Raw genomic sequence first — 22,757 nt, 5'->3', positions numbered from 1 at the left:
GTAACATGGCACATTCCCCCGTAATTTTGGTTGTCGAAGACGAACCCGCACAGCGCGAGGTTTTGGCCTATAATATCGCGGCCGAAGGGTTTGATGTGCTGACCGCCGATAGCGGTGATGAGGCATTGCTTATCGCGCGCGAAACACCGCCCGATTTGATTATCTTGGATTGGATGCTGCCCAATGTGTCAGGCATCGAAGTGTGTCGTCAGTTAAAGTCAGGCACGCAAACGGCGCGGATACCTGTGATCATGCTTTCTGCGCGATCCGAAGAGGTCGACAAAATTCGCGGCCTTGAGACGGGCGCTGATGACTATGTCACGAAACCTTATTCCTTGGCTGAGCTTTTGGCCCGCACCCGCAGCCAGTTGCGCCGCACACGGCCATCTTCGGTGGGGGAGACATTGGAATATGAGAATATCAAACTCGACACCAGCGCACATCGCGCATTCCGCGGTGACGCACAGATTAATCTTGGGCCGACTGAGTTTCGTTTGCTGACCGCGTTCATGGAACGACCAGGTCGCGTTTGGAGCCGTGAACAATTACTCGACCGCGTCTGGGGCCGCGATATCTATGTCGACAGTCGCACAGTCGATGTTCATGTTGGCCGTCTGCGCAAGGCGCTGCGAGGCGGGGGCGAGGGTGACCCAATTCGCACTGTGCGCGGCGCTGGATACGCGCTTGGGTGATCATGGGGGTGCGCGATTTTGCGCCCATCCATTTATCCGATAATCATGATTATGTTAATTTTTGTGATGCGGAAACACGCGGGATCACTTCAATAAAGTATTAAAACCATCTAATTTAACGAAGAAATAATATTCGCTCGACAGCCATCCCCCCGGCGCAGATACATTTAATTCGCTAGATGCTGACGTCTTACAGCTTTCGCTATTTCATATATGCCACCAACCCGATTGCTGCTGAATTTGGCAAAACGGGTCACGCGCATGACAACCGTATCCTGTACAACTGCCCAAAAACGTTGATTGCGGGCTATGTTGGCGAAAATCTCTATCGCGTCTGTCCCATCGTCAAATGGGCCATGTCCAACACTGGTGCAGAACCTTGGACGCATCTGTCATCAGCGCCACCTGACGGAACCGCGTTATCTCGTGCCGAGCGCGAATTATATGAGCTTTTTACGGCTCACGCGATCACAGCGGGATATACAGTCTCGCTGCCACGGCGCCACCATGCGGCGAATGCGGAATTCGGATTGATTGGCGCAGAACATATGACCCAAAAGGCGCTTATCGAGATATGGGATGAACACGGTGAAATTATCTTTGCCTATTGCCATCTGTTTCACCTATGCGCCACTGCACTGCCCGTCTCGCCAAATTTGCGAATCCTAACCGAACGGCAGCGCGAAGCATTGGAATTGGTGATCAAGGGACGCACCATGCGCGAAATAGCCTTTGCCATGGAGATAAATGTAACAACGGTTGAGAAACATCTACGCGGCGCACGAGATGTGCTACAGGCTGACACAACAGCACAGGCTGCCGCTAAGGCACTGGTTTTAAATTAAATTTTTATTTAAAATTGATCTCAGAACAATTTTATTAACTAATTATTAACCTATCTCACAGTTGCGTGACCATGGTCAGCCCTGAGGAATTCCTCAGTGTCGAATGTTCTTAAATCGAATATAATAACGCTATGTGTCGCGCGGTGTCCCCCGCAGGCACATACAGGTTGTACCTAGAGCAACCTGTCAGTCCCGCGTCCCCAAATAAAAAGCGGGCTGTTGGCGGCGTCATTCATGTCCCTGAGTGACGCCGTTTTCATTTTACAAGAAAAAAGGCAGGGGTTGCCCCCTGCCCTTCATTGTTTCGCAATTTGGTGCGAAGTTAGCCTTGAACGGCCTTAGCAACTTCTGCGGCGAAATCTTCTTTCTCAACCACAATGCCTTCACCAACCTCAAGGCGCACAAACCCTGTCAGCTCAACACCCGCTTCTTTCGCTGCAGCCGCGACAGTCAGGTCTGGGTTGATGACGAAGGCTTGGTTCACCAAGGTCACCTCGGAGAGGAATTTCTGCATACGGCCTTCGATCATCTTCTCGATGACGGCCTCTGGCTTGCCAGATTCACGCGCGATGTCGATTTGCACCTGACGCTCTTTTTCCACAATTGCAGGATCCAGATCATCCGTAGACAAGGATGCAGGGTTCACCGCTGCAACATGCATCGCCACCTGACGGGCAAAACCTTCATCGGTGCCATTGAACGCGACAAGAACGCCGATCTTGCCCATGCCATCAGCCGCGGCGTTGTGCATATAAGACACAACCGTCTGGCCCGACAATTTTGCCATGCGGCGCAGCGCCATGTTTTCACCGATTTTCGCAATCGCATCGGTGATCACGGTTTCAACAGGCTTGCCGCCCATGTCCGCCGCTTTCAAGGCGTCTATATCATCCACGTCAAGCGCCGCTTGCGCGATGCCTGCAACCATGGATTGGAATTCAGCGTTTTTCGCAACGAAATCGGTTTCCGAGTTCACTTCAACCGCAACCGCGCTGCCGTTTGAGACTGCAACAGCAACCAAACCTTCGGCCGCGGTGCGACCAGATTTCTTGGCCGCTTTCGCCAAACCTTTGGTGCGCAACCAGTCAATCGCGGCGTCAAAATCGCCATCGGTTTCGGTCAGCGCTTTTTTTGCGTCCATCATGCCTGCGCCAGTTGCTTCGCGCAGGTCTTTTACCATTGCAGCAGTAATTGCCATGGTGAGAATCTCCTGATTTGTAAGTCAGGCGGGGATATGCCCCGCCGATATGTCACAGATATGTCAGTCGAGCGGGAAAGGCGCGCTTTCCCGCCAAACTTAGAACCCCTTAGGCAGAAGCGTCTTCTGCGGCTTCTTCAGCAGGTGCTGCTTCGGCCAAGGTTTCTTCGACAGTCTCTTCCATTGCGCCAACATCAACGCCAGCTGCATCCATCTGCGCGCTCATCCCATCAAGGGCTGCGCGCGAGATCAGATCACAGTAAAGGCTGATGGCCCGCGCCGCGTCATCATTTCCAGGAATGACGTAATCCACGCCTGCGGGCGAACAGTTGCTATCAACAACCGCCACAACAGGAATGCCCAGCTTGTTAGCTTCGGCAATGGCGAGGTCTTCTTTGTTGACGTCAATCACAAAGATCAGATCAGGCAGGCCGCCCATTTCGCGGATACCGCCAAGCGAGGCTTGCAGCTTCGCCTGATCGCGCTCCATGCCAAGACGCTCTTTCTTGGTCAGGCCTTCAATACCATTTTGCATCGCTTCATCAATCTCGTTCAAACGCTTGATCGAGTTGGAAACAGTCTGCCAGTTGGTCAGCGTGCCGCCCAACCAACGGTGGTTCATGTAATACTGTGCGCAACGCTCTGCCGCTTCGGCAATGGGGCGCTGTGCCTGACGCTTGGTGCCTACGAACAAGATGCTGCCGCCTTTGGCAACAGTTTCGCGCACAGCAACCAAAGCCTGCTCAAGCAGATCAACAGTCTGGGTCAGGTCAAGAATGTGAATCCCATTGCGGTCGCCGTAGATATACGGGGCCATGCGAGGGTTCCAACGATGGGTCTGGTGACCAAAGTGAACGCCAGCTTCCAAAAGCTGACGCAAAGAAAAATCAGGAAGCGCCATAATAGTTTCCTTTCCGGTTTGCGCCTGAGCGAGGGATCAGGGGCCATGCCCCAACCGGTGGATCGATAGGGATGTCTCCCCTATGCGACCCGCCCTCGCCTGTGAATTGCCCTTTCGGACAAGCGCGCCTTAGGGCATTTTTCCCCTGCCCGCAAGGGCCATCTACAACAGCACTGCTGAGGCATAGACGTAGGCCCATAGGCGGGATAGAGACGCAGCCATGACAAAGAACAGCATTATCTGCATCGGATCGGTTCTGTGGGACATGATTGGTCGCACAGATACGGCTATGGCCGTTGGCGATGATGTTGCGGGGCGTATTACGCGCATCCCTGGGGGGGTGGCGTTGAATATTGCCATCGGGCTTGCCGCCTATGGGATGCAGCCCGTTTTGCTGACCATGATCGGGCGTGATGCCGAAGGCGCGGATTTGCTGGCCTTTTGCGAAAAGCGCGGCATGAATTGCGACCATATTTTTCGCAGCTCTGAATGGCCGACCGACCACTACATGGCGATTGAGGCGCAAGGCCAAGTGATGGCTGCCATCGCCGATGCACATGGCCTTGAGGCCGCAGGCGCGCAGATTCTAGCCCCCCTTGAGCATGGCCCCTTGGGGGATGCCGCGGCCCCCTATCAAGGCGTAGTGGCGCTTGATGGCAATTTGACCGAGGCGCTTTTGGCTTATATCGCGGATGCCCCTGCCTTTCAGGCGGCGGATTTACGCATCGCGCCCGCATCACCCGGCAAGGCCACGCGTCTTTGCCCGCTTTTGCATCACCCAATGGCAAGCCTTTATGTCAATCGCCGTGAGGCCTGTTTGATTGCAGGGCAAGCGCCTGACCTCTCGGCCACAGAGGCCGCAGATGCGCTGATCGCGGCGGGGGCTGCGCGCGTGATCGTGACCGATGGTGCGGGCCGGACTGTAGACGCCAAGGCGGGCGCTGAAACAGTGACGGGCAAGCCACCACAGGTCACCGCCACCCGCGCGACAGGTGCAGGGGATCGGTTCATGGCCGCCCATATCGCCGCCGAAACCGGTGGTGCATCGCGTCAAGAGGCGCAAATTTTTGCACTCAACGAAGCCGCCGCTTATGTGGCAGGAAAGGATTAAGCATGCTTCCCCTCACCATCGCCCCGGATGTTGCACATGCCCTAAAGACAGGCGGCGCTGTAGTTGCCCTTGAAAGCACCATCATCACCCATGGCATGCCCTACCCTGCCAATTTTGAAACCGCACAGGCCGTTCAGGCCGAAATTCGAGATCAGGGTGCGGTGCCTGCCACAATCGCAGTGGTTCAGGGGGAAATTAAAATTGGGCTTTCCAAGGCAGAGTTGCTCAACCTTGCGCAGGTCACGGGGACCGCGAAACTTTCGCGGGCTGATTTGGCGGCGGCGCTTGTTCTTGGCCAGACAGGTGGCACCACAGTGGCCGCAACAATGATCTGCGCCCATCTTGCGGGCATTCGCGTGTTTGCTACAGGGGGCATTGGGGGCGTGCATCGCGGGGCGGAGCACAGTTTTGACATCTCTGCCGATTTGCCAGAACTGGCCGAAACGGCTGTGACGGTGGTCTGTGCGGGGGCAAAGGCCATTTTGGATTTGCCCAAAACATTTGAAACGCTCGAAACATTGGGCGTGCCTGTCATTGCCTATGGCCAAGAGATGATCCCTGCCTTTTGGTCACGCGACAGTGGCATTCGCGCGCCCCTGCAAATGAACAGCCCCCAAGAGATCGCCCGCGCCCATCTGATGCGCGGGACATTGGGGCTGAATGGCGGGCAATTGATCACAAACCCAATTCCTGTGGCGGATGAAATCGCCGCCGAAACCCTTGCGCCTGTGATCGAAAATGCGGTGCGCAAGGCCGATGCACAGAACATCACCGCAAAGGCACTGACCCCCTTTCTTCTCGCTGAAATTCTAGAGGCCACCCAAGGGGCAAGCCTTGCAGCCAATATTGCCCTGATCCGTAACAATGCGCGCCTTGGCGCGCAGATTGCGCTGGCCATGGCAATGGAACCCTGACGACCCCACCGTCCCTTGCCTCTTGTAAGGTTAACGAAACCCCCTTACATCTGATCGAGACAGGTTTAACGGTTCCCCAACGCGCCCCCGCATCATGCAATTGCCCGAAAATCCCAAACCCCCACGCCGCGGTATCTTGGCCGCCCTACGCAATAATTTCTTTACAGGCGTGGTGGTCATTGCCCCGATTGCGGTGACCATTTGGTTGGTCTGGACGCTGATCGGATGGATCGACAGTTGGGTTTTGCCATTTATTCCAGGCCGCTATAACCCGCTGCTTTTGATCCAACATTATACGGGCCTTCAGGTTGATATTCGCGGCCTTGGCGTGGCGACCTTCCTCGTTTTTGCGGTGATTGTTGGCTGGATTGCCAAGGGCCTCATTGGCCGCTCGCTGATCCGTTGGGCCGAAAGTTTGGTTTTGTCGATCCCGCTTGTGCGCTCTGTCTATTCAGGGCTGAAACAAATTGTTGAAACTGTTTTGGCACAAGGTGAGCAGAATTTTGACCGTGCCTGCATGGTCGAATATCCGCGCAAAGGTATCTGGGCCATCGCCTTTGTCTCGACCAAGGCCAAGGGCGAAGTGGCCGAAAAGCTTGGCGATGATCTGATTTCCGTGTTTTTGCCCACCACACCAAATCCGACATCAGGCTTTTTGCTCTTTGTGCCTCGCAAGGACACGATTGAACTGGATATGACTGTCGAGGACGCAGCAAAGCTGATCATTTCCGCCGGGCTTGTCTACCCTAATGGCAAGGATGCAAAAAAAGCGGTCGAGGCTATGGCCGCGTCCAAGACCGCAAAATAGACCCGCGACCGCATCAGCCTAAAACACTAAAAAAGGGCGGCCCTCCGACCGCCCTTTTTTTATTGCGCCTCTACCCACCAGACATCGGGCTGCCATCCGATCCAATCGCCATAAATCGGGATGTAGTCGGGGAATTTCAGCTCTGCATTATGCGCCAAGCGGCTGATTGGCGAATACCAAAACGGGATTATATAACGCTCGCTCATCAGCACGCGATCCAAGGCGTGGACAGCCGCGCGGTAATCCTCTTGACTTGCCGAGGTCAACATTTGGTCAATCATCGCCTCAATCGCAGGATGGCAGGCCCCCATCAAATTGCGTGATCCTGTGGTTTCCGCCAAATCACAACCCCAATAAAGTCGCTGCTCATTTCCAGGGCTAAGCGACAGACCACGGTTGATATCGGTTATATCAAAGTCAAAATTATCAATCCGTTCGCGATATTGTGCGCTGTCAACAGTGGTAACTATGGGAACAATCCCAAGCCGTGCCAAAGCCTCGACATAAATGTTCACGATGGATTGCATCTCGGTCGACCCTTGGGAGAGTAGAATATCAAAGGTAAAAGGCGCCCCGTCAGGTGTCTGCATCACCCCATTTTCAACGCGATATCCTGCCTCCTCAAGCAGGGCCATTGCGCGGCGAATGCCTGCGCGATTGGCCTCGGTGCCATCGGTTTGTGGCAGAGCATAGCCCTCAAGCGCCCCTTGCAGCAAATCCGCCTCAAACGGCGCAAGGAACTCGGTCACACGGCCCGTAGCCGCCCCATCGCGCATGCCCAAGGGCGAGTTTGAGAAATAAGAGGTAATCCGCGGCTCGACCCCGCCATTCAAGGTGAGATTGATATATTCGAAATTAAAGGCTTGGATCATCGCCTCGCGGACGCGCCAATCGGAAAAGGCCGCGCGGCGCGTGTTCATCACCAACCCATTCATTCCAGAGGGGCGTTGGTGCGGCACTTCGGAAAGAATAACCTCGCCCGATTGCACGCGGGGGAATTGATAATTTTCAGCCCAATTTGCCGCGTTTGTTTCGCGCATTGTCGTAACAATACCCGCTTTGAAAGCCTCAAACATGGCGTTGCCATCGGCAAAGAATTCCAAGCGGATTTCATCAATCACATTTGTGCCACGGCGCACGGGCAAGTACGCCCCCCAATAATCAGGATTACGGCGTAAGGACACAAAACGCCCCGCCTCGAAATCATCAACCACATAAGGGGCCGAAGCGATGGGGATCACATCCAAACCTGAGGCCTGAAAATCTTGCCCGTCCCATTGCGCCTTTTTCAAAATGGGGCGCAGGCCCATGATCAGCGCCATTTCACGATCAGCTTCCTTGAACGTGATCCGCAAGCGGCGCTCATCAAGCGCCTCGATTGTTTCGACATTCTGCCACGCATTCAGATAGCGCGGATGCCCTTCGGTGCCCAAAGTCTCGTATGACCAAACCACATCTTCCATTGTGACAGGGCTGTTATCCGAGAATCGCGCCGCAGGGTTAAGCGTGAAATCAACCCAAAATCCCGCAGGATCAACCTCAACCGATTCGGCCAACAGGCCATAAAGCGTGAACGGTTCGTCCCAAGAGCGGATCAAAAGCGATTCATAAGCCAAGAACCGCAATTGCCATGGCGTGCTGCCCAAACGGATATGCGGGTTGAGGCTGTCAAAGCCCCCAACCTCGCCTGTCACGATCCGCCCGCCTGTTGGCGCATCTGGATTTGCATAGGGCAAATGCACAAAATCTGGTGGGAGGGCTGGCTCGCCATACATAGCAATGCCATGTTGCGGTTCGGCATGTGCGGTTGACACAGCGATAATCGCGGCCCCCACCCATACCCCCAAACGTCTGAAACAAACTCGTGCCATTTTGAAAACAATCCCCGTTTTCTTTTTAATTATAGGAACAATGCTAGTGGCTTGGCGCAAGAAGCGCAAACTTTTCTCTTGGAACTCTACCGCAAACATGGTTATACATAAGGCACTGCTCGATAGGTTTCTTGCCTGTATGAAACCTGCCTCAATAACTTGCGCCGGCCTTGTGCCGGCGTTTTTTTTGGGGTTTTCTCTGCGGCAGCGGGTCTAGGCCCCCTCCCCCATATTCGAGCCGCAGGAGATTCTTACCATGGCATTACAGACTGATCTTTCAGGAAAAACCGCTGTTATCACGGGTTCAAACTCGGGGATTGGGCTGGGCGTGGCTGAGATACTGGCGCAGGCGGGCGCGGATGTTGTTCTCAATTCCTTTACGGACCGCCCCGAAGACCATGTTCTGGCGGCTGATTTAGGCAAACGTCATGGCATCAGCGCGCGCTATATCGCGGCAGATATGTCGAAGCCCGATCAATGCCGCGCCCTGATTGAGGCGGCAGGGCGATGTGATATTCTTGTTAACAATGCGGGCATTCAACATGTCGCCCCGATTGAGGGCTTCGCACCCGAAAAATGGGACGCGATCATCGCGATCAATCTCTCCTCCGCGTTTCATACCACTGCTGTGGCGCTGCCGATGATGCGCAAGGCGGGTTGGGGGCGCGTGGTCAATATCGCCTCGGCGCATGGATTAACCGCCTCGCCCTATAAATCAGCCTATGTGGCGGCAAAGCACGGGGTCGTTGGCCTGACCAAGGTGACCGCCCTTGAAACCGCCGAAGACCCCATCACAGCAAACGCCATTTGCCCGGGCTATGTCTTGACGCCATTGGTCGAGGCCCAAATCCCCGATCAAATGAAAACGCATAATATGAGCCGTGACCAAGTTGTGCGTGATGTGATGTTGGCCCGCCAACCTTCCAAAGAATTCGCCACAGTTGAACAACTGGGCGGCACAGTTGCGTTTCTGTGCAGCGCCGCAGCCGATCAGATCACAGGAACAACCGTATCCGTTGATGGCGGTTGGACAGCCCTATGAGCATCAAACTCGACATCCTATCCGATCCGATTTGCCCGTGGTGCTATATTGGTTGGACAAACCTTGCCCGCGCAATGGAACAGCGCGCAGACCACCCCTTTGTGGTCGAATGGCATCCGTTCCAATTGAACCCCGATATGCCGCCCCAAGGGATGGATCGTGCTACCTATCTTGAGACAAAATTCGGCGGGCGGGCCAATGCCGCCACCGCCTATGCCCCCGTTCTGGAACATGCCGAAAAAGCCGGTTTGTCGATAGATTTTGCCGCTATTCCCCGCACTCCCAATACATTAAACGCGCACCGCCTCATCCATTGGGCGGGGCTGGAGGGGCGCCAAACCGCGGCTGCGGTGGTAATTTTCAAGGCCTATTTCATTAGCCACCGCGATATCGGTGCCGCAGATGTTCTAGAGGGTATCGCAAGCGAGATCGGTCTTGACCGCGCAATGATCGCGCGCCTCTTAGCGGGTGATGCGGATCAGGCCGACATCACCGCACGCGACCAACATGCCCGCACCCGTGGGGTGACGGGGGTGCCCTGTTTTATTATCGCCAATCAACACGTTGTTACCGGAGCACAGCCAAGCGATTTCTGGCTCAATGTGATTGATGAGCTGAACCAACAAGTCCAAGAAACGGCCCCCGAATGACCCCTGCCTCAAAATCCCCGTCAAAGCTTGAATTTACAGCGATGATGGGGGTGCTCTTTGCAACCATCGCCTTTTCGATGGATGCAATGCTGCCCGCCCTGCCCCAAATCGCGACCGAGCTTTCGCCAGATGACATCAACCGCGCGCAATTGATCCTGACATCATTTATCTTTGGCATGGGGATCGGAATTTTCATCGCTGGCCCAATTTCAGACGCTTTGGGACGCAAGCCCGTGATTTATCTCGGCGCAGGGTTCTACGCGCTTGGGGCGATCTTGGCCCATTATGCCCCCTCTCTCGAGCTTGTTTTGGCGGCGCGCGTTTTGCAGGGCATCGGTGCGGCAGGCCCGCGTGTTGTGACCTTGGCAATGGTGCGCGACCTTTATCAGGGCCGCGCGATGGCGCAGATTGTGTCCTATGCCATGTTGGTTTTCACCATTTTCCCCGCCATCGCCCCGTTGATCGGTGCGGCGATTATCGCGGGCTTTGGTTGGCGGGCGATCTTCGTGGCGTTTTTGGTCTTTATCCTTTTATCGGTATCATGGCTGGGTCTGCGGCAGCCCGAAACGCTACCGCCCGAGCGGCGGCAAAAGCCAAATCTTGCTGCCCTCAAATCCGCCATTTCGACCGCCCTTGGCATGCGCCAAATGCAGCTTTCTATTCTTGTGCAAACCTGCATATTCGGGGCGCTTTTTGGGGTGATTTCCTCCATTCAGCAGGTGTTTGACCTCAGCTTTGGACGCGGCGCTGAATTTCCATTCTGGTTTTGTGCGATTGCATTGATGGCTGCCCCCTCAGGGCCGATCAACGGCAAAATGGTTATTCGATTTGGTATGCGCGCTATGGTGCGAGGCACGTTATTTGTGGTGCTGTTCAACAGCAGCATCGCGCTATTGGCCTTTGGCCTGATCTTTGAGGCTGGGCAAGGCTTTGCGCTTTATATTGCATGGACGCTGACCATCTTTGCCGCTGCGGCCTTTACCTTGGGCAATCTGAACGCCCTCGCGCTAGAGCCTTTGGGCCATATCGCGGGCACGGCCAGTTCGATGATGGGCGCCATCGCAACCATCGGCGGCGCGGTTCTGGGGGCGATTGTGGGCCAGTTTTTTGACGGCACGCCCCTGCCCCTGATCTCATTTGCGCTGTTCTTTGCCGCAATCGCCGTGGGGCTGATGCAAATGATGCCGAAATCCGAACAGGCGGGCTAGCCCTTTGCCCGTTCGGCCAGATCGCGGGCAATTGCGAAGGCCCCTTTGATCTTATCGGCATCCTTGGCCCAGTCACGGCGAATGACGATTTTATTCTCTTTGATCTTGGCCAACCCGCGCTGATTTTCGACTAAGGCCACAAGGCCCGCAGGGTTCGGGAATTTGTCATTGTGGAATTGCAAAGTCGCCCCTTTGGGCCCCGCATCCATCTTAGCGATATGGGCGCGTTTACACATCGCCTTGATACGCATGACCAAAAGCAGCGTGTTAACTTCGCGCGGCAGCGGGCCGAAGCGGTCAATCATCTCGGCGGCAAACCCTTCGAGATCGACCTTGCTTTCCAATTGCGACAGGCGGCGATAGAGGCCAAGCCGCACATCTAAATCGGGGATATAGGCCTCGGGGATCATGACGGGCACGCCCAAATTGATCTGCGGCGACCATTGCCCGTCACTGACGGTGCTTTCGGCCGCACCAGAACGGATCGCGGCAATCGCCTCCTCCAACATGGATTGATACAGCTCGAACCCCACCTCGCGGACATGGCCCGATTGCTCCTCACCCACGATATTGCCTGCCCCGCGAATATCAAGGTCTTGGGATGCAATGGTGAAGCCTGCACCAAGACTGTCGAGGCTGCCCAACACCCTGAGGCGTTTTTCAGCGGCGGGTGTCAATTTTCCGCGCGGCTTGGTCGTGAGATAGGCGTAGGCGCGGGTTTTCGCGCGCCCGACACGGCCCCTGATCTGATACAACTGCGCCAGGCCAAACATATCCGCGCGGTGAATGACCATCGTATTGGCGGTCGGAATATCAATTCCCGATTCAATGATCGTTGTGGCAAGCAGAACATCGTATTTGCCATCGTAAAACGCGTTCATGCGATCATCGAGATCACCTGCGGCCATCTGGCCATGCGCCACCACGAAACTGACCTCTGGCACATGATCCCGCAGAAAGGTTTCAATCTCGGGCAAGTCTTCAATACGCGGCACAACATAAAAGGACTGACCACCGCGATAATGTTCGCGCAACAGCGCCTCGCGGATGGTGGCCGCGTCAAATTCGCTGACATAAGACCGAATAGCCAACCGATCAACCGGCGGCGTTCCAATCAGGCTAAGGTCACGCACACCAGAAAGCGACATCTGCAATGTGCGCGGAATAGGCGTGGCCGATAGGGTCAGCACATGAACCTCAGAGCGGAACTCTTTGAGCCGCTCTTTGTGGTTCACGCCAAAGCGTTGCTCTTCATCTATCACCAAAAGCCCAAGATTGGCAAAGCGCACCCCTTTGGCCAAGAGCGCGTGGGTGCCGATGACAATATCCACTGTCCCATCCGCCAACCCTGCGCGGGTTTCTGCGGCTTCTTTCGCGGACACAAAGCGAGACAATTGCGCAACTTTAAGCGGGAAGCCACGAAACCGCTCGGCAAAGGTGCGGGCGTGTTGACGCGCAAGCAATGTCGTGGGGGCGATCACCGCCACCTGCAGGCCAGAGGCCGCCGCAATAAAGGCCGCGCGCATGGCGACTTCGGTTTTGCCAAACCCAACATCGCCAACAATCAAGCGATCCATGGGGCGGCCACGGGCTAAATCTTCCACCACATCCGCGATGGCAGACAGCTGATCCTCGGTTTCCTCATAGGGGAAGCGGGCGCAGAAATTCTCCCACATGTCATCGGGCGTGCCCAAAATCGGCGCTTGGCGCAATTCGCGTTCTGCGGCGATCCGGATCAGCTTATCCGCAATCAGGCGGATGCGTTCCTTCATCCGCGCCTTTTTCGCCTGCCATGCGCCACCGCCAAGTTTATCAAGCAGACCCTCATCATGGCCATAGCGACTGAGAAGTTCGATATTCTCAACGGGCAAGAACAGACGATCCCCGCCTGCATATTCAAGCGCCAAACATTCATGCGGGGCGCCTGCGGCGGTGATGGTTTCCAGCCCCTTGAACCGCCCGATGCCGTGATCAACATGCACCACCAGATCACCCGCTGAAAGGCTTTGCGCCTCGGTCAGGTAATTCTCGGCACGTTTTGTTTTGCGGCGGGGACGGATCAGCCGGTCGCCCAACACATCTTGCTCTGAGATCACTGCTAGATTGGGGGCGGTAAACCCCTCCTCAAGCGGCCAGATCACGCAAGAGATGCTGCCTTTGGGCAGATCAGGCGTGAAATGATCAAGCTTGACCAAACTAGACAAGCCTTGATCGGTCAAAATCTGCATCAGGCGTTGCCGCGCCCCTTCTGACCAAGAGGCCAAAATTACCGCGCACGATTGGCGTATATCGCGGATATGATCGCAAAGCGCCTCAAATATATTGATATTCTCTTGCTGCCGTTCAGGCGCGAAATTGCGCCCGACACGCCCGCCTGCATCAATAACATTCGGGCCCATGGCGGCAGGCAGCGGTGAGAAATGCAAAACCCGATGCGGCGCCAAGGCGGCGGCAAACCGCGTCTCGTCAAGATAGAGCAAGTCAGGCGGCACAGGTTTATAGACGCTGTCCAACCGCCCCTTTTGCGTCAATGCCGTTTTGCGCGTGTCATATTGATCGCTGATCGTCTCCCATCGTGCGGCGTGCTGCGGCACAGTCTGGTCATCCATAGTGACCACGGCATCGGGCAGATAATCAAACAAGGTCTCAAGCTTGGGGTGAAAATAGGGCAGCCAATGTTCCACGCCTTGGTATTTACGCCCCGCACTGACTGCCTCATAGAGCGGATCATCATTTCCCACAGCCCCAAATTCGATGCGGTAATTCTGTCGAAACCGCGTGATTGCGGCCTCGTCCATCACAACCTCGGAGACGGGCGAAAGCGATAAATGGGTCAGGGTTTCAAGACTGCGCTGCGTTACAGGGTCAAAACTGCGCAGCCCATCAAGAACATCACCAAAAAGGTCAAGCCGATAGGGTTGCGGCGTTCCCGCAGGCCAAATGTCAATAATCCCGCCGCGCAGGGCATAATCCCCCGCCTCGGTCACAGTGGGAGTTTGCGTGAACCCCATGCGCACCAAAAAGGCGCGCAAGGCGTCTTCGTCTATGCGCTGAGCCACAGTGGCGTGAAAGGCCGCCTCACGCAGCAAATCGCGCGGGGGCAAAAATTGCGTGGCCGCATTAAGCGTGGTTAAAACAACCGCAGGCCCAATCCCGCCCTGCACCAACCGCGCCAAGGTAGCCATGCGCCGCGCTGAAATCTCGGCGTTGGGGGAGATGCGATCATAGGGCAGACAATCCCAGCCGGGAAAGCGCAGAAGGGTCAGATCAGGAGCAAAGAATTGCAGCGCGACGGCAATGCTTTCAGCACGTTTGTCATCACGCGCAATATGCAGCACCATTGCCTCATCAGACCCCGCGCGCTCTAATTCGCGCAGGATCATCTGCGCGTCATATCCTTCGGGCACGCCAGAGGCGCGAATATGGGCGGGTTGGGGTTTTGCGTGTGACATGGAAGCGTCAGGTAAAGGGGCAGCCCCGCGTGTCAAGATCAAAGCGGTGATTGCGGCACACGTTGAAGGAAAAACACGCCCTGAATCGCCGTGAAAAAAATCAACACGCTGCCAAGGAATTGCAAACGGCGGCGATGGCGCATCAATGCGCGGATCTGATCCTGTGGCGGGGTCTGCGGCCAAGCCTGCGCCAAACGATTGCGCAAATAGCCGACACCTACGGCGGGCATCACAAGAAAGAACACCGACTGCGCCAAAGGACTGTCATAATAAAAGCCAAGCGCAGCCAGAAAGCCCAAGATCAGCCCTAAAAGCGTCACCAAGATTGGCCCAAGCTGTGCATCGAGGCCGCGCAAATCACGCGCGGTGATCTCGGCCAATTGCAGCGCATCGCTTCGCGCAGTTTCATCCCCCAATTCGGCACGGCGGATCATGGCAAAGGGCACACCAAGCGTGGTTTGTGTCCAATGTGACCACAAAAGCGCAAATAACACCCAATACCACACCGCCTCAAAAGCGGAGAAATCCAAAACCGTGATGATATGATCGAGAAACTGCACTGATTTTCTTGGCCCTATTTTCGCACCCCGCCCCCTTCTACGCGGCAATTATGGCCTTTTCTAGCCTTGAGAAATCTCCTGTGACCTGTCAGAAATTTGAGACAGATAGGATCAAGGAGATCAGCGTGACCCAAGCCCCGTTTCCCCTCGCCCGTCATCGCCGCACCCGCGCAAGCGTCGCTTTGCGCAATCTGACCCGCGAGGTGGAATTAAGCGTCAATGATCTCATTTGGCCCGTGTTTTTGCGCGATGGCGAAGGGGTTTGCGAACCTGTCGTTTCCATGCCTGGGGTCAATCGTTTGTCGCTTGATTTGGTGGTCAAAGCTGCGCAGGAGGCCGAGGCGCTTGGCATTCCCGCGATCTGCCTGTTCCCCTATACAGATTCCGCGCTTAAAACCGAGGACTGCGCCGAGGCGTGGAACCCTAAAAACCTGACCAATCGCGCGATTGCCGCCATTAAAAAGACCGCCCCCAATATTGCGGTCATGACCGATATTGCCCTCGATCCTTATAATATCAACGGGCATGATGGCTATGTGCGCGATGGTGAAATCATCAATGACGAAACCGTTGAGGCATTGGTGAAAATGGCATTGGCGCAGGCCGAGGCAGGCGCAGATATCTTGGGGCCATCGGATATGATGGATGGCCGCATCCGCGCCATTCGCAGCGCCCTTGAAGGGGCAAACCACCGCAATGTGACGATTATGTCCTATGCGGCCAAATTCGCCTCAAGCTATTACGGGCCATTTCGTGATGCGGTAGGTGCGTCTGGTGCGCTGAAAGGCGATAAAAAAACTTATCAAATTGATCCCGCCAATCGCAACGAGGCCTTGGCCTGCGTTGAGCGCGATTTGATGGAAGGGGCGGATATGGTTATGGTGAAACCAGGCCAGCCCTATCTCGACATTGCGCGCGCGGTCAAAGACCGCTTTGGCGCGCCGACCTATGCCTATCAGGTCTCAGGCGAATACGCGATGATCGAGGCCGCCGCCGCGCAAGGGTGGATAGACGGGGAGAAAGTCATGCTTGAAAGCCTGATGTGTTTCCGCCGCGCAGGATGTGATGGTGTGTTGACCTATTTCGCCCCACGGGTTGCGGCCATCCTACAGGGCTAGGCAAAAACACATCAAACCTGCGTCATTTGATAAAATTGGGCCGCTTTGGTCATGACAAACCACGCGCAACCCCGTAAAAGATGGGCAGAGACATTACAGGGAATGAGGTCACATATGAGCAGTGAAACAAAAACATCTCATTCGCCCCAAATTTTGACCCGCCGCAATTTCGTGCTTGGCGGGACAGCGGTGCCGCTCTTGGCGGCCTGCAGCAATGGGGTGAATTCGCAAGCCTCCCAGCGTCTGGATGCACGCGTGGACAGCGCGCAGGAATTCATGTTCCAAGAAGTTCAAGGAACAGAAGAACTGGCCTATAACGCGGCTGGTGTTCTGATCATGCCATTGGTCACCGAGGCTGGCTTTGGCTTTGGCGCATCTTATGGGCGCGGCGCATTGCGTATCAATGGCGCAACAGTTGATTATTACAACGCAATCAGCGGATCTTTCGGATTTCAAATCGGTGCGCAGCAATATGCACATGCGCTGTTTTTCATGACCGAAGAGGCGCTTAGCTCGTTCCGTGGCTCGCCGGGTTGGGCGGTTGGTGCCGATGTGCGCTATGCCTTTAACGCAAGCGGTGCATCTTTGGGCATCGACAGCAACACCCTGACAAATCCCGTGATTGCGGTGGTGTTTGGTCAGGCGGGGCTGATTGCGGGCGCCACGCTTGAAGGCACGCGCTACTCGCGCATCATCCCGTAACTGACAGGGCAATGGGGTCGCTGCTGCGTTGGTTTGTGCGGATCACCTCAGTGGTGATCTTTGTGGTCGTGGTTGCAACCACGATTGCCTATTGGTTTGCCGCGCGATCCCTGCCCCAGTATAACGCCACATGGCGTATGGCAGGCTTGGAAAACGGCGCCGAGATTGTGCGCGCCCAAGGGGCAATCCCGCATATATTTGGGACGACCGACCAAGATGTGTTCTACGGCCTTGGTGTTGCGCATGCCCAAGACAGGCTATGGCAGATGTTGGTTTTACGCCGCACGGCACAAGGCCGCCTTTCTGAAATATTCGGAGACCGCAGCCTACGCAGCGATGACCTCATGCGCCGCCTTGATCTAGAGGCCTATGCGGAAGCATCTTATGCCAATTACTCGGCAGCCGCCCGCAACGATCTCGAGGCCTATGCCGCAGGGGTCAATGGGTGGTTGGATCAAATCGCGCGCGAGGCCTTAGGGCGTGGTGCGCCCGAATTGTTCTTGTTTGAACCCGATATCGCCCCATGGCGACCGCAAGACAGTATCGCAATCTCAATGTTGATAGCCCTTACCTTGAGTGACCAAGCGCAAAGCGATGTCTTACGGGCCCGCGCGATTTTGGCCCTAGATCGCCCTGAACGCATTCGAGATTTGCTGCCCGATGCCCCGGGTGCGGGCATCGCGGCGCTGCCGCAATATGCAAGCCTATTCAACGCAGATCCCAGTGATTTTGCTGAAATCACAACTATGCCCCGCATTGAGAACCCGCTCTATCCTGTGGCGCCCCGCGGCCTTGCGGGTGCGTCCAACGCATGGGCCGCAGCCCCATTTCGCTCCACAAGTGGCGCGACCCTTCTGGCCAATGACCCCCATTTGGGTTTAAGCGCCCCATCGATTTGGTATCTGGCGCGGCTTGAATTGGCTTCAGGCGGGGTGATTGGGGCGACCATTCCTGGCATGCCCATCGTGGCCGTTGGGCGCTCTGATCGTTTGGCATGGGGCATGACCTCGGCCTATATCGATGATATGGATCTCTTCGTTGAAGAACTTGATCCAAACGATCCCACGCTTTACCGCGCGGGGGCGGACTTTATCCCCTTTGAAACGCGCCAAGAAATTATTCAGGTCGCCGATAGTGCGCCTGTAACCATCACTCTGCGCAACAGCCGAAATGGCCCCGTCATCCCTTCGACCCATTGGAATTTGGGAACGGTCACGCCTGAAAACCATGTCATGGCTTTGGCATGGACGGCGCTCAACCCCCGCAATACCAGTTTGCAAGCGGGGCTTGCCTTGATGCGTGCGCAATCCGTGGATGCAGCCATTCGCGCCACGCGCGCTCATATCGCGCCCTCGCAAAACCTGACTTTGGCCGATAGTGCAGGCAATATTGCGCTGCAGGTCATTGGCCGCCAACCCCGCCGCAATCCTGAGATGATTGGTCAGGGGCGCATCCCTGCGCAAGGATGGCTTGACCAGAACCGATGGCGCGGCATGATGCCCGCTGAGGCCAATCCAAGCTTTGTGAACCCAGAGGGCGGCATCGTTGGCAACACCAATAACAAAACGATAGATCGCGCCTTTCCAGATCATTTGAGCTATAATTGGGGCGATACGCAGCGCGTGTTGCGCTGGCAGCGGTTGATGCAAATGCGCGCAGTGCATACGCGCGATAGTTTCAGCGAAGCGCAGCTTGATCCCGTCTCTGCTGCGGCTGTGAATATTCTGCCTTTGGTTGGGGCGGAGTTGTGGTTCACAAGCACAACCGCCCCCGAAGGCACGCCCGAGCGGATGCGCGCCCGCGCCTTGGAGCGTTTGGCGGATTGGGACGGCAATATGAACGAGCATATGCCCGAGCCCTTGATCTACATCGCGTGGATGCGCGCGCTGCAACAGCGGCTGATCCGTGACGATATCGGCCCCTTGGCTGATCAATTTTATGCGGTTGAACCAATTTTTATCGAGCGCGTGTTCCGTAACATCGATGGCGCAGCGGTCTGGTGTGATCTGCGAACAACATCGCGCGTTGAGACCTGCCCTGAAATCGCAGAGGCCGCGCTTGACGGTGCCTTGCTTGAATTGCGCGAGACATATGGTGCGAATTTGGACAGTTGGCGGTGGGGCGCGGCACATGAGGCGGTGCATCGTCACCCCGTCTTGGGCCAAACCGATCTTTTTTCGTGGATTGTGAATATCCGCCAATCCACATCGGGCGGGCCGCATAGCCTGATGCGCGGGGCCATTTCATGGGAGGGGAATGCGCCCTATGAAAATAGTCACGCGGCAGGCTATCGCGGGGTGTATGACTTTGCCGATCTCGACAGCAGTGTCTTTGTCATTTCCACGGGCCAATCAGGCCATCCGTTAAGCCGTCATTATGACGACTTATCTGAACTGTGGCGGCGCGGTGAATACCTTCCCATGAGCCTTGATCCAACCCTTGCGCGGGCAGGAAACCTTGGGATCACAACCTTGATCCCGCGCTAAAGTTTTGAAAACCGCGCACTTTGGGTGGCAGTCCATTCGACTGTGAAATGCTGGCCCTGATCATCAACCTGCTCTTCGCGCACCACGCCCTGCTCAAACAGCCATGCACGCGCGCGGCCTGCGGAATGGGGCAGATGCAGGGTTTCGGTGATCTTTGGCGGGGCCAGTTGCGCTGCAATCATGCGGTGCAGGTGATCTACCCCCTCGCCTGTCAATGCAGACATTGCGACAACATCAGTGCGCCGCGCGGCTAACACGCGCAAACTGTCCTGCGCCTCAGGGCCAAGTCGGTCGATCTTATTCCATCCTTCGATCTGCGGCACATCCTTGGACACCCCCAATTGCTCAAGGATCAAATGCACTTTGGCGGCCTGTTCCTCGGTTTGCGGGTGCGAAATGTCGCGCATATGCACAATAAGATCAGCGTCCAAAACCTCCTCCAAGGTGGCGCGAAAGGCCGCCACCAATTGGGTCGGCAAATCCGAGATAAAGCCAACCGTATCAGACAAGATCACCTCTGACCCATCAGCCAAATGAATGGCGCGCATGGTTGGATCAAGCGTGGCAAAAAGCATATCTTGCGCCAAAACATCCGCACCGGTTGCGCGATTGAACAGCGTGGATTTCCCCGCATTGGTATATCCCACCAAGGCCACAACGGGATAAGGCACTTTGGCGCGCGCCGCGCGATGCAAAGATCGGGTTTTGACCACCTTTTCCAATTGCCGCTTCAGGCGCACCATTTGTGCGTCAATGGCACGGCGGTCTGCCTCAATTTGGGTTTCGCCAGGGCCGCCTACGAACCCCAAGCCACCCCGCTGACGTTCAAGATGCGTCCATGCACGAACAAGGCGGGTGCGCTGATAGGACAGGGCCGCCAAGTCGACCTGTAACACCCCCTCGCGGGTGGCGGCGCGGGCTGCAAAAATCTCAAGGATCAGGCCTGTGCGATCCAGCAGCTTGACCCCCCAATCCTTTTCCAAATTGCGCTGCTGCACGGGCGTAACAGCGCCATTGATCAAGACAAGCCCCACATCGTGGTCTTTGATTTGATCTTTCAACTCCGCCAATTTGCCCGTGCCAAACAAGCGCCCCGGCTTGGCCGCAGGCAGACGCACCACCTGAGACAGGGCCACCTCAAGATCAGGCAGCGCCATGGCAAGTGACACCGCCTCCTCAAGGGCTGCGGTGGGTTCGAGACGGTTCTTATCGCTAAAGATGTCAGGGTGGAGAACAAAGGCGCGCATATCCGCGCCCTTGGTCAGACCTTCATCACGGCCTTTATTTGGCGTCACTCTTCGCCTTCATAGAGACTGATTGGTTGCGCGGGCATAATCGTGGAGATCGCATGCTTATAGACAAGCTGCGACTGGCCATCGCGGCGCAGAAGCACGCAGAAATTATCAAACCAAGTGATGACGCCTTGCAGCTTCACCCCGTTAATCAAGAAAATTGTCACAGGCACTTTTGCCTTGCGCACATGGTTCAGGAAAGAATCCTGCAAGTTTGTTTTCGTGTCGGCCATTTTAGTTTCGCCTTATCGTTGTGCTGTTTGGTTGGCTCCAAACACTTTCATATTGCGTGAAGTATGAAGATAATTTTGGGAAAATTAAACCCCGATTTCAAACTGCCAAAATAAAACGTGAAAAAATATATATTAACCGCGCCAGAACCGGGGCGAGATCAAAGCGACCAGCACCAATGTCTCCATCCGCCCCACAATCATCGCAAAGGCCAATAACATTTTGGCAAGGTCATTCAGACCCGTAAAGCTGATCGCCGTCCCCCCCCCAACAGCGGCCAAAGGCCCTGTGGTGGTGAGCGCAGAGATGGTCAAAATCATGGCGGTTTCAAAATCGAGGCCCGTGGCGGCCAAAAGACACATGAACAGCGCCATGGAGAGGGTCAAAAGCATGAAAAACACCCATGCGATATAGGCCCCCTCACGGCGGATACGCCGCCCCAAGCGGCCTGCGCCCGCGACCGAATGCGGGTGGATCAGTTTCTCGACCTCTCGCAACCCGTGCTTATAGAGCGCGTAAACCCGCAGCAACTTCACCCCGCCCGCCGTGGTCGCAACCCCACCCCCCATCAGGGCCAGACCGATCAACACCATGCCCGGCGCATCAATGCCAGACCATTGGCTTGCAGCATCCCAGCCTTGGCTGACAAAGCCCGTTGTGGTCAGGAAAGAGGCCACGGTGAATATGCCCCCCCATAGGGATGCAACCGCATCTGAAAACCGCGCTGTTTCCGTCTCAACGGCACCAAACCAATGGCGCAGGAACAACAGCGCAGGCACGATCACAATCGCGGCTAAGGCCAAACGCACTTCGCGATCTTTTAACATGCGGCGCGGGTATTCGCGGTTCAACGCATGGGTAAAGCTGCGGCGTGACAGGGCGAAGATAAAAAAGATCAAAACCATCGCCTCGGCCCCAACAGAGCCGATTTGACCATTCAAACTGATCCCCGATGTGGACAAGGTTGACATTGCATGGATCAGCGCGGGCAAGCTTTCCGACCCAGTGATCATCAGCAAAACCCACAAGATAATCGTCAAGGCGATATAGGTCGGGGCCAAGCGGCGTGCATGTTTGACAAGGCGCTGCTCTGGCGTAGCGGCGCGCATCTGCCCTGCTGATCGGGTCTGAAGCCCCTGCACCTGCGCCTCGGATGTCACCTCATAGCCGCCCAAATTCAGCGGTGCCAAAATCGCAATCGCAGAGAGCCAGATTAAGAAACCGCCAAACCACGCCACAGTCGCGCGCCACATCACCAACGGGTCGCTGAGGCGTTCTGCATCAAAGAAACTGGCGCCTGTCGTAGTTAGGCTCGAAACCATATCGATATAGCAGGTGAAAAAACGGGCATCCTTCATGGAGGCATCCATGGGAAAAGCCAAGATCAGCGGCAAAAGCAGATAGGTCAAAATCAAGGTGATCAACTGTGTCCACCCCGTTTGTACCCGCGCAGAACTGGTGGTTACAAACCCAAGAAGCATTGCCAAGATGAAGAATAAAATCGCGCTGTAAAAGAAGACGCGGCTTGTTGGCATATCGTCTTGCCCCAAAGCCACGATTGAGGGCAATAACATCGCCCCTGCCGAAATCCCGATGAGGATCACGAAAAGCGGCAGTTTAGCGATGCTTTGACCAATGCTCATACTGACTTCACGGGCTGACTAGACGGGCGGGCC

19 protein-coding genes are annotated in these 22,757 nt (G+C 55.8%); 11 read left to right on the top strand and 8 right to left on the bottom strand.

Annotated features, from left to right (window positions below):
* Positions 1 to 5 precede the first annotated feature (5 nt).
* Positions 6 to 692 carry a phosphate regulon transcriptional regulator PhoB gene (gene phoB / locus AAC636_RS07150; protein ID WP_340300924.1) on the top strand — a complete coding sequence of 229 codons (687 nt, stop codon included), beginning with the start codon at positions 6 to 8 and terminating at the stop codon, positions 690 to 692.
* Between the two features lie 179 nt (positions 693 to 871).
* Positions 872 to 1,537, top strand: coding sequence for a helix-turn-helix transcriptional regulator (locus tag AAC636_RS07145; RefSeq protein WP_340300923.1), 666 nt, complete (start codon positions 872 to 874; stop codon positions 1,535 to 1,537).
* Between the two features lie 322 nt (positions 1,538 to 1,859).
* Here the strand turns inward: AAC636_RS07145 and tsf are convergent, their stop codons facing one another.
* Entirely contained in the window at positions 1,860 to 2,735 is an 876-nt protein-coding gene (tsf, locus tag AAC636_RS07140; RefSeq protein WP_340300922.1) for a translation elongation factor Ts, read from the bottom strand.
* Positions 2,736 to 2,844: 109 nt separating this feature from the next.
* Positions 2,845 to 3,636, bottom strand: a complete 792-nt coding sequence (rpsB, locus tag AAC636_RS07135; RefSeq protein WP_340300921.1) for a 30S ribosomal protein S2 — start codon at positions 3,634 to 3,636, stop codon at positions 2,845 to 2,847.
* A 220-nt stretch (positions 3,637 to 3,856) separates the two neighbouring features.
* Between rpsB and AAC636_RS07130 the strand changes: the two genes are divergently transcribed.
* The 3 genes from AAC636_RS07130 to AAC636_RS07120 all read left to right on the top strand — a co-directional run bounded on the left by AAC636_RS07130 (position 3,857) and on the right by AAC636_RS07120 (position 6,469).
* Complete coding sequence (locus tag AAC636_RS07130) at positions 3,857 to 4,747, top strand: PfkB family carbohydrate kinase (protein WP_340300920.1); 891 nt, start codon at positions 3,857 to 3,859, stop codon at positions 4,745 to 4,747.
* Positions 4,748 to 4,749: 2 nt separating this feature from the next.
* Positions 4,750 to 5,661 carry a pseudouridine-5'-phosphate glycosidase gene (locus AAC636_RS07125; RefSeq protein ID WP_340300919.1) on the top strand — a complete coding sequence of 304 codons (912 nt, stop codon included), beginning with the start codon at positions 4,750 to 4,752 and terminating at the stop codon, positions 5,659 to 5,661.
* Positions 5,662 to 5,755: 94 nt separating this feature from the next.
* A complete protein-coding gene (locus AAC636_RS07120) occupies positions 5,756 to 6,469 on the top strand; it encodes a DUF502 domain-containing protein (protein WP_340242733.1) in 714 nt (237 codons plus the stop codon).
* Between the two features lie 59 nt (positions 6,470 to 6,528).
* Here AAC636_RS07120 and AAC636_RS07115 read toward each other — a convergent pair whose 3' ends face one another.
* Positions 6,529 to 8,340 carry an extracellular solute-binding protein gene (locus tag AAC636_RS07115; RefSeq protein WP_340300918.1) on the bottom strand — a complete coding sequence of 604 codons (1,812 nt, stop codon included), beginning with the start codon at positions 8,338 to 8,340 and terminating at the stop codon, positions 6,529 to 6,531.
* 256 nt (positions 8,341 to 8,596) lie between these two features.
* Here AAC636_RS07115 and AAC636_RS07110 point away from each other — a divergent pair, with 256 nt between their 5' ends.
* Genes AAC636_RS07110 through AAC636_RS07100 form a run of 3 tightly spaced genes read left to right on the top strand, consistent with a single transcriptional unit; the run spans position 8,597 to position 11,240 of the window.
* Complete coding sequence (locus AAC636_RS07110; protein ID WP_340300917.1) at positions 8,597 to 9,382, top strand: 3-hydroxybutyrate dehydrogenase; 786 nt, start codon at positions 8,597 to 8,599, stop codon at positions 9,380 to 9,382.
* Positions 9,379 to 10,032 (top strand): DsbA family oxidoreductase, encoded by a 654-nt coding sequence (locus AAC636_RS07105; RefSeq protein WP_340300916.1) that lies wholly within the window; start codon positions 9,379 to 9,381, stop codon positions 10,030 to 10,032. Before AAC636_RS07110 ends, AAC636_RS07105 begins: the two co-directional genes overlap by 4 nt.
* On the top strand, positions 10,029 to 11,240 hold the full coding sequence (locus AAC636_RS07100) for a multidrug effflux MFS transporter (RefSeq protein ID WP_340300915.1): 1,212 nt from the start codon (positions 10,029 to 10,031) through the stop codon (positions 11,238 to 11,240). The genes AAC636_RS07105 and AAC636_RS07100 overlap by 4 nt, the downstream gene beginning before the upstream one ends.
* Here the strand turns inward: AAC636_RS07100 and mfd are convergent.
* On the bottom strand, positions 11,237 to 14,692 hold the full coding sequence (gene mfd, locus AAC636_RS07095; RefSeq protein ID WP_340300914.1) for a transcription-repair coupling factor: 3,456 nt from the start codon (positions 14,690 to 14,692) through the stop codon (positions 11,237 to 11,239). The two genes, AAC636_RS07100 and mfd, sit on opposite strands and share 4 nt — an antisense overlap.
* Positions 14,693 to 14,730: 38 nt before the next feature.
* Positions 14,731 to 15,252, bottom strand: coding sequence for a hypothetical protein (locus tag AAC636_RS07090; RefSeq protein ID WP_340300913.1), 522 nt, complete (start codon positions 15,250 to 15,252; stop codon positions 14,731 to 14,733).
* Positions 15,253 to 15,371: 119 nt separating this feature from the next.
* Between AAC636_RS07090 and hemB the strand changes: the two genes are divergently transcribed.
* From hemB to AAC636_RS07075, 3 genes are all read left to right on the top strand, one after another.
* A complete protein-coding gene (gene hemB / locus AAC636_RS07085; RefSeq protein ID WP_340301110.1) occupies positions 15,372 to 16,370 on the top strand; it encodes a porphobilinogen synthase in 999 nt (332 codons plus the stop codon).
* Positions 16,371 to 16,484: 114 nt separating this feature from the next.
* Positions 16,485 to 17,072 (top strand): lipid-binding SYLF domain-containing protein, encoded by a 588-nt coding sequence (locus tag AAC636_RS07080; RefSeq protein ID WP_340300912.1) that lies wholly within the window; start codon positions 16,485 to 16,487, stop codon positions 17,070 to 17,072.
* Positions 17,073 to 17,083: 11 nt separating this feature from the next.
* The gene (locus AAC636_RS07075; RefSeq protein WP_340300911.1) at positions 17,084 to 19,558 is read left to right on the top strand and encodes a penicillin acylase family protein; all 2,475 of its coding nucleotides are present in this window, start codon (positions 17,084 to 17,086) and stop codon (positions 19,556 to 19,558) included.
* On the opposite strand, the gene hflX is transcribed toward AAC636_RS07075, so the two are convergent.
* The 3 genes from hflX to AAC636_RS07060 all read right to left on the bottom strand — a co-directional run bounded on the left by hflX (position 19,555) and on the right by AAC636_RS07060 (position 22,724).
* Positions 19,555 to 20,805 carry a GTPase HflX gene (hflX, locus tag AAC636_RS07070; RefSeq protein ID WP_340301109.1) on the bottom strand — a complete coding sequence of 417 codons (1,251 nt, stop codon included), beginning with the start codon at positions 20,803 to 20,805 and terminating at the stop codon, positions 19,555 to 19,557. The genes AAC636_RS07075 and hflX overlap by 4 nt on opposite strands.
* 44 nt (positions 20,806 to 20,849) lie before the next feature.
* The gene (gene hfq / locus AAC636_RS07065; protein ID WP_317654620.1) at positions 20,850 to 21,083 is read right to left on the bottom strand and encodes an RNA chaperone Hfq; all 234 of its coding nucleotides are present in this window, start codon (positions 21,081 to 21,083) and stop codon (positions 20,850 to 20,852) included.
* Between the two features lie 132 nt (positions 21,084 to 21,215).
* Positions 21,216 to 22,724 (bottom strand): TrkH family potassium uptake protein, encoded by a 1,509-nt coding sequence (locus AAC636_RS07060; RefSeq protein ID WP_340300910.1) that lies wholly within the window; start codon positions 22,722 to 22,724, stop codon positions 21,216 to 21,218.
* Positions 22,725 to 22,757: the final 33 nt, after the last annotated feature.

This window comes from Roseobacter sp. HKCCD5988 (assembly GCF_037830355.1).
GTDB lineage: Bacteria > Pseudomonadota > Alphaproteobacteria > Rhodobacterales > Rhodobacteraceae > M30B80.
The sequence above is the reverse complement of the archived record's forward strand: the minus strand, read 5'-3'. Positions and strand labels throughout refer to the sequence as shown.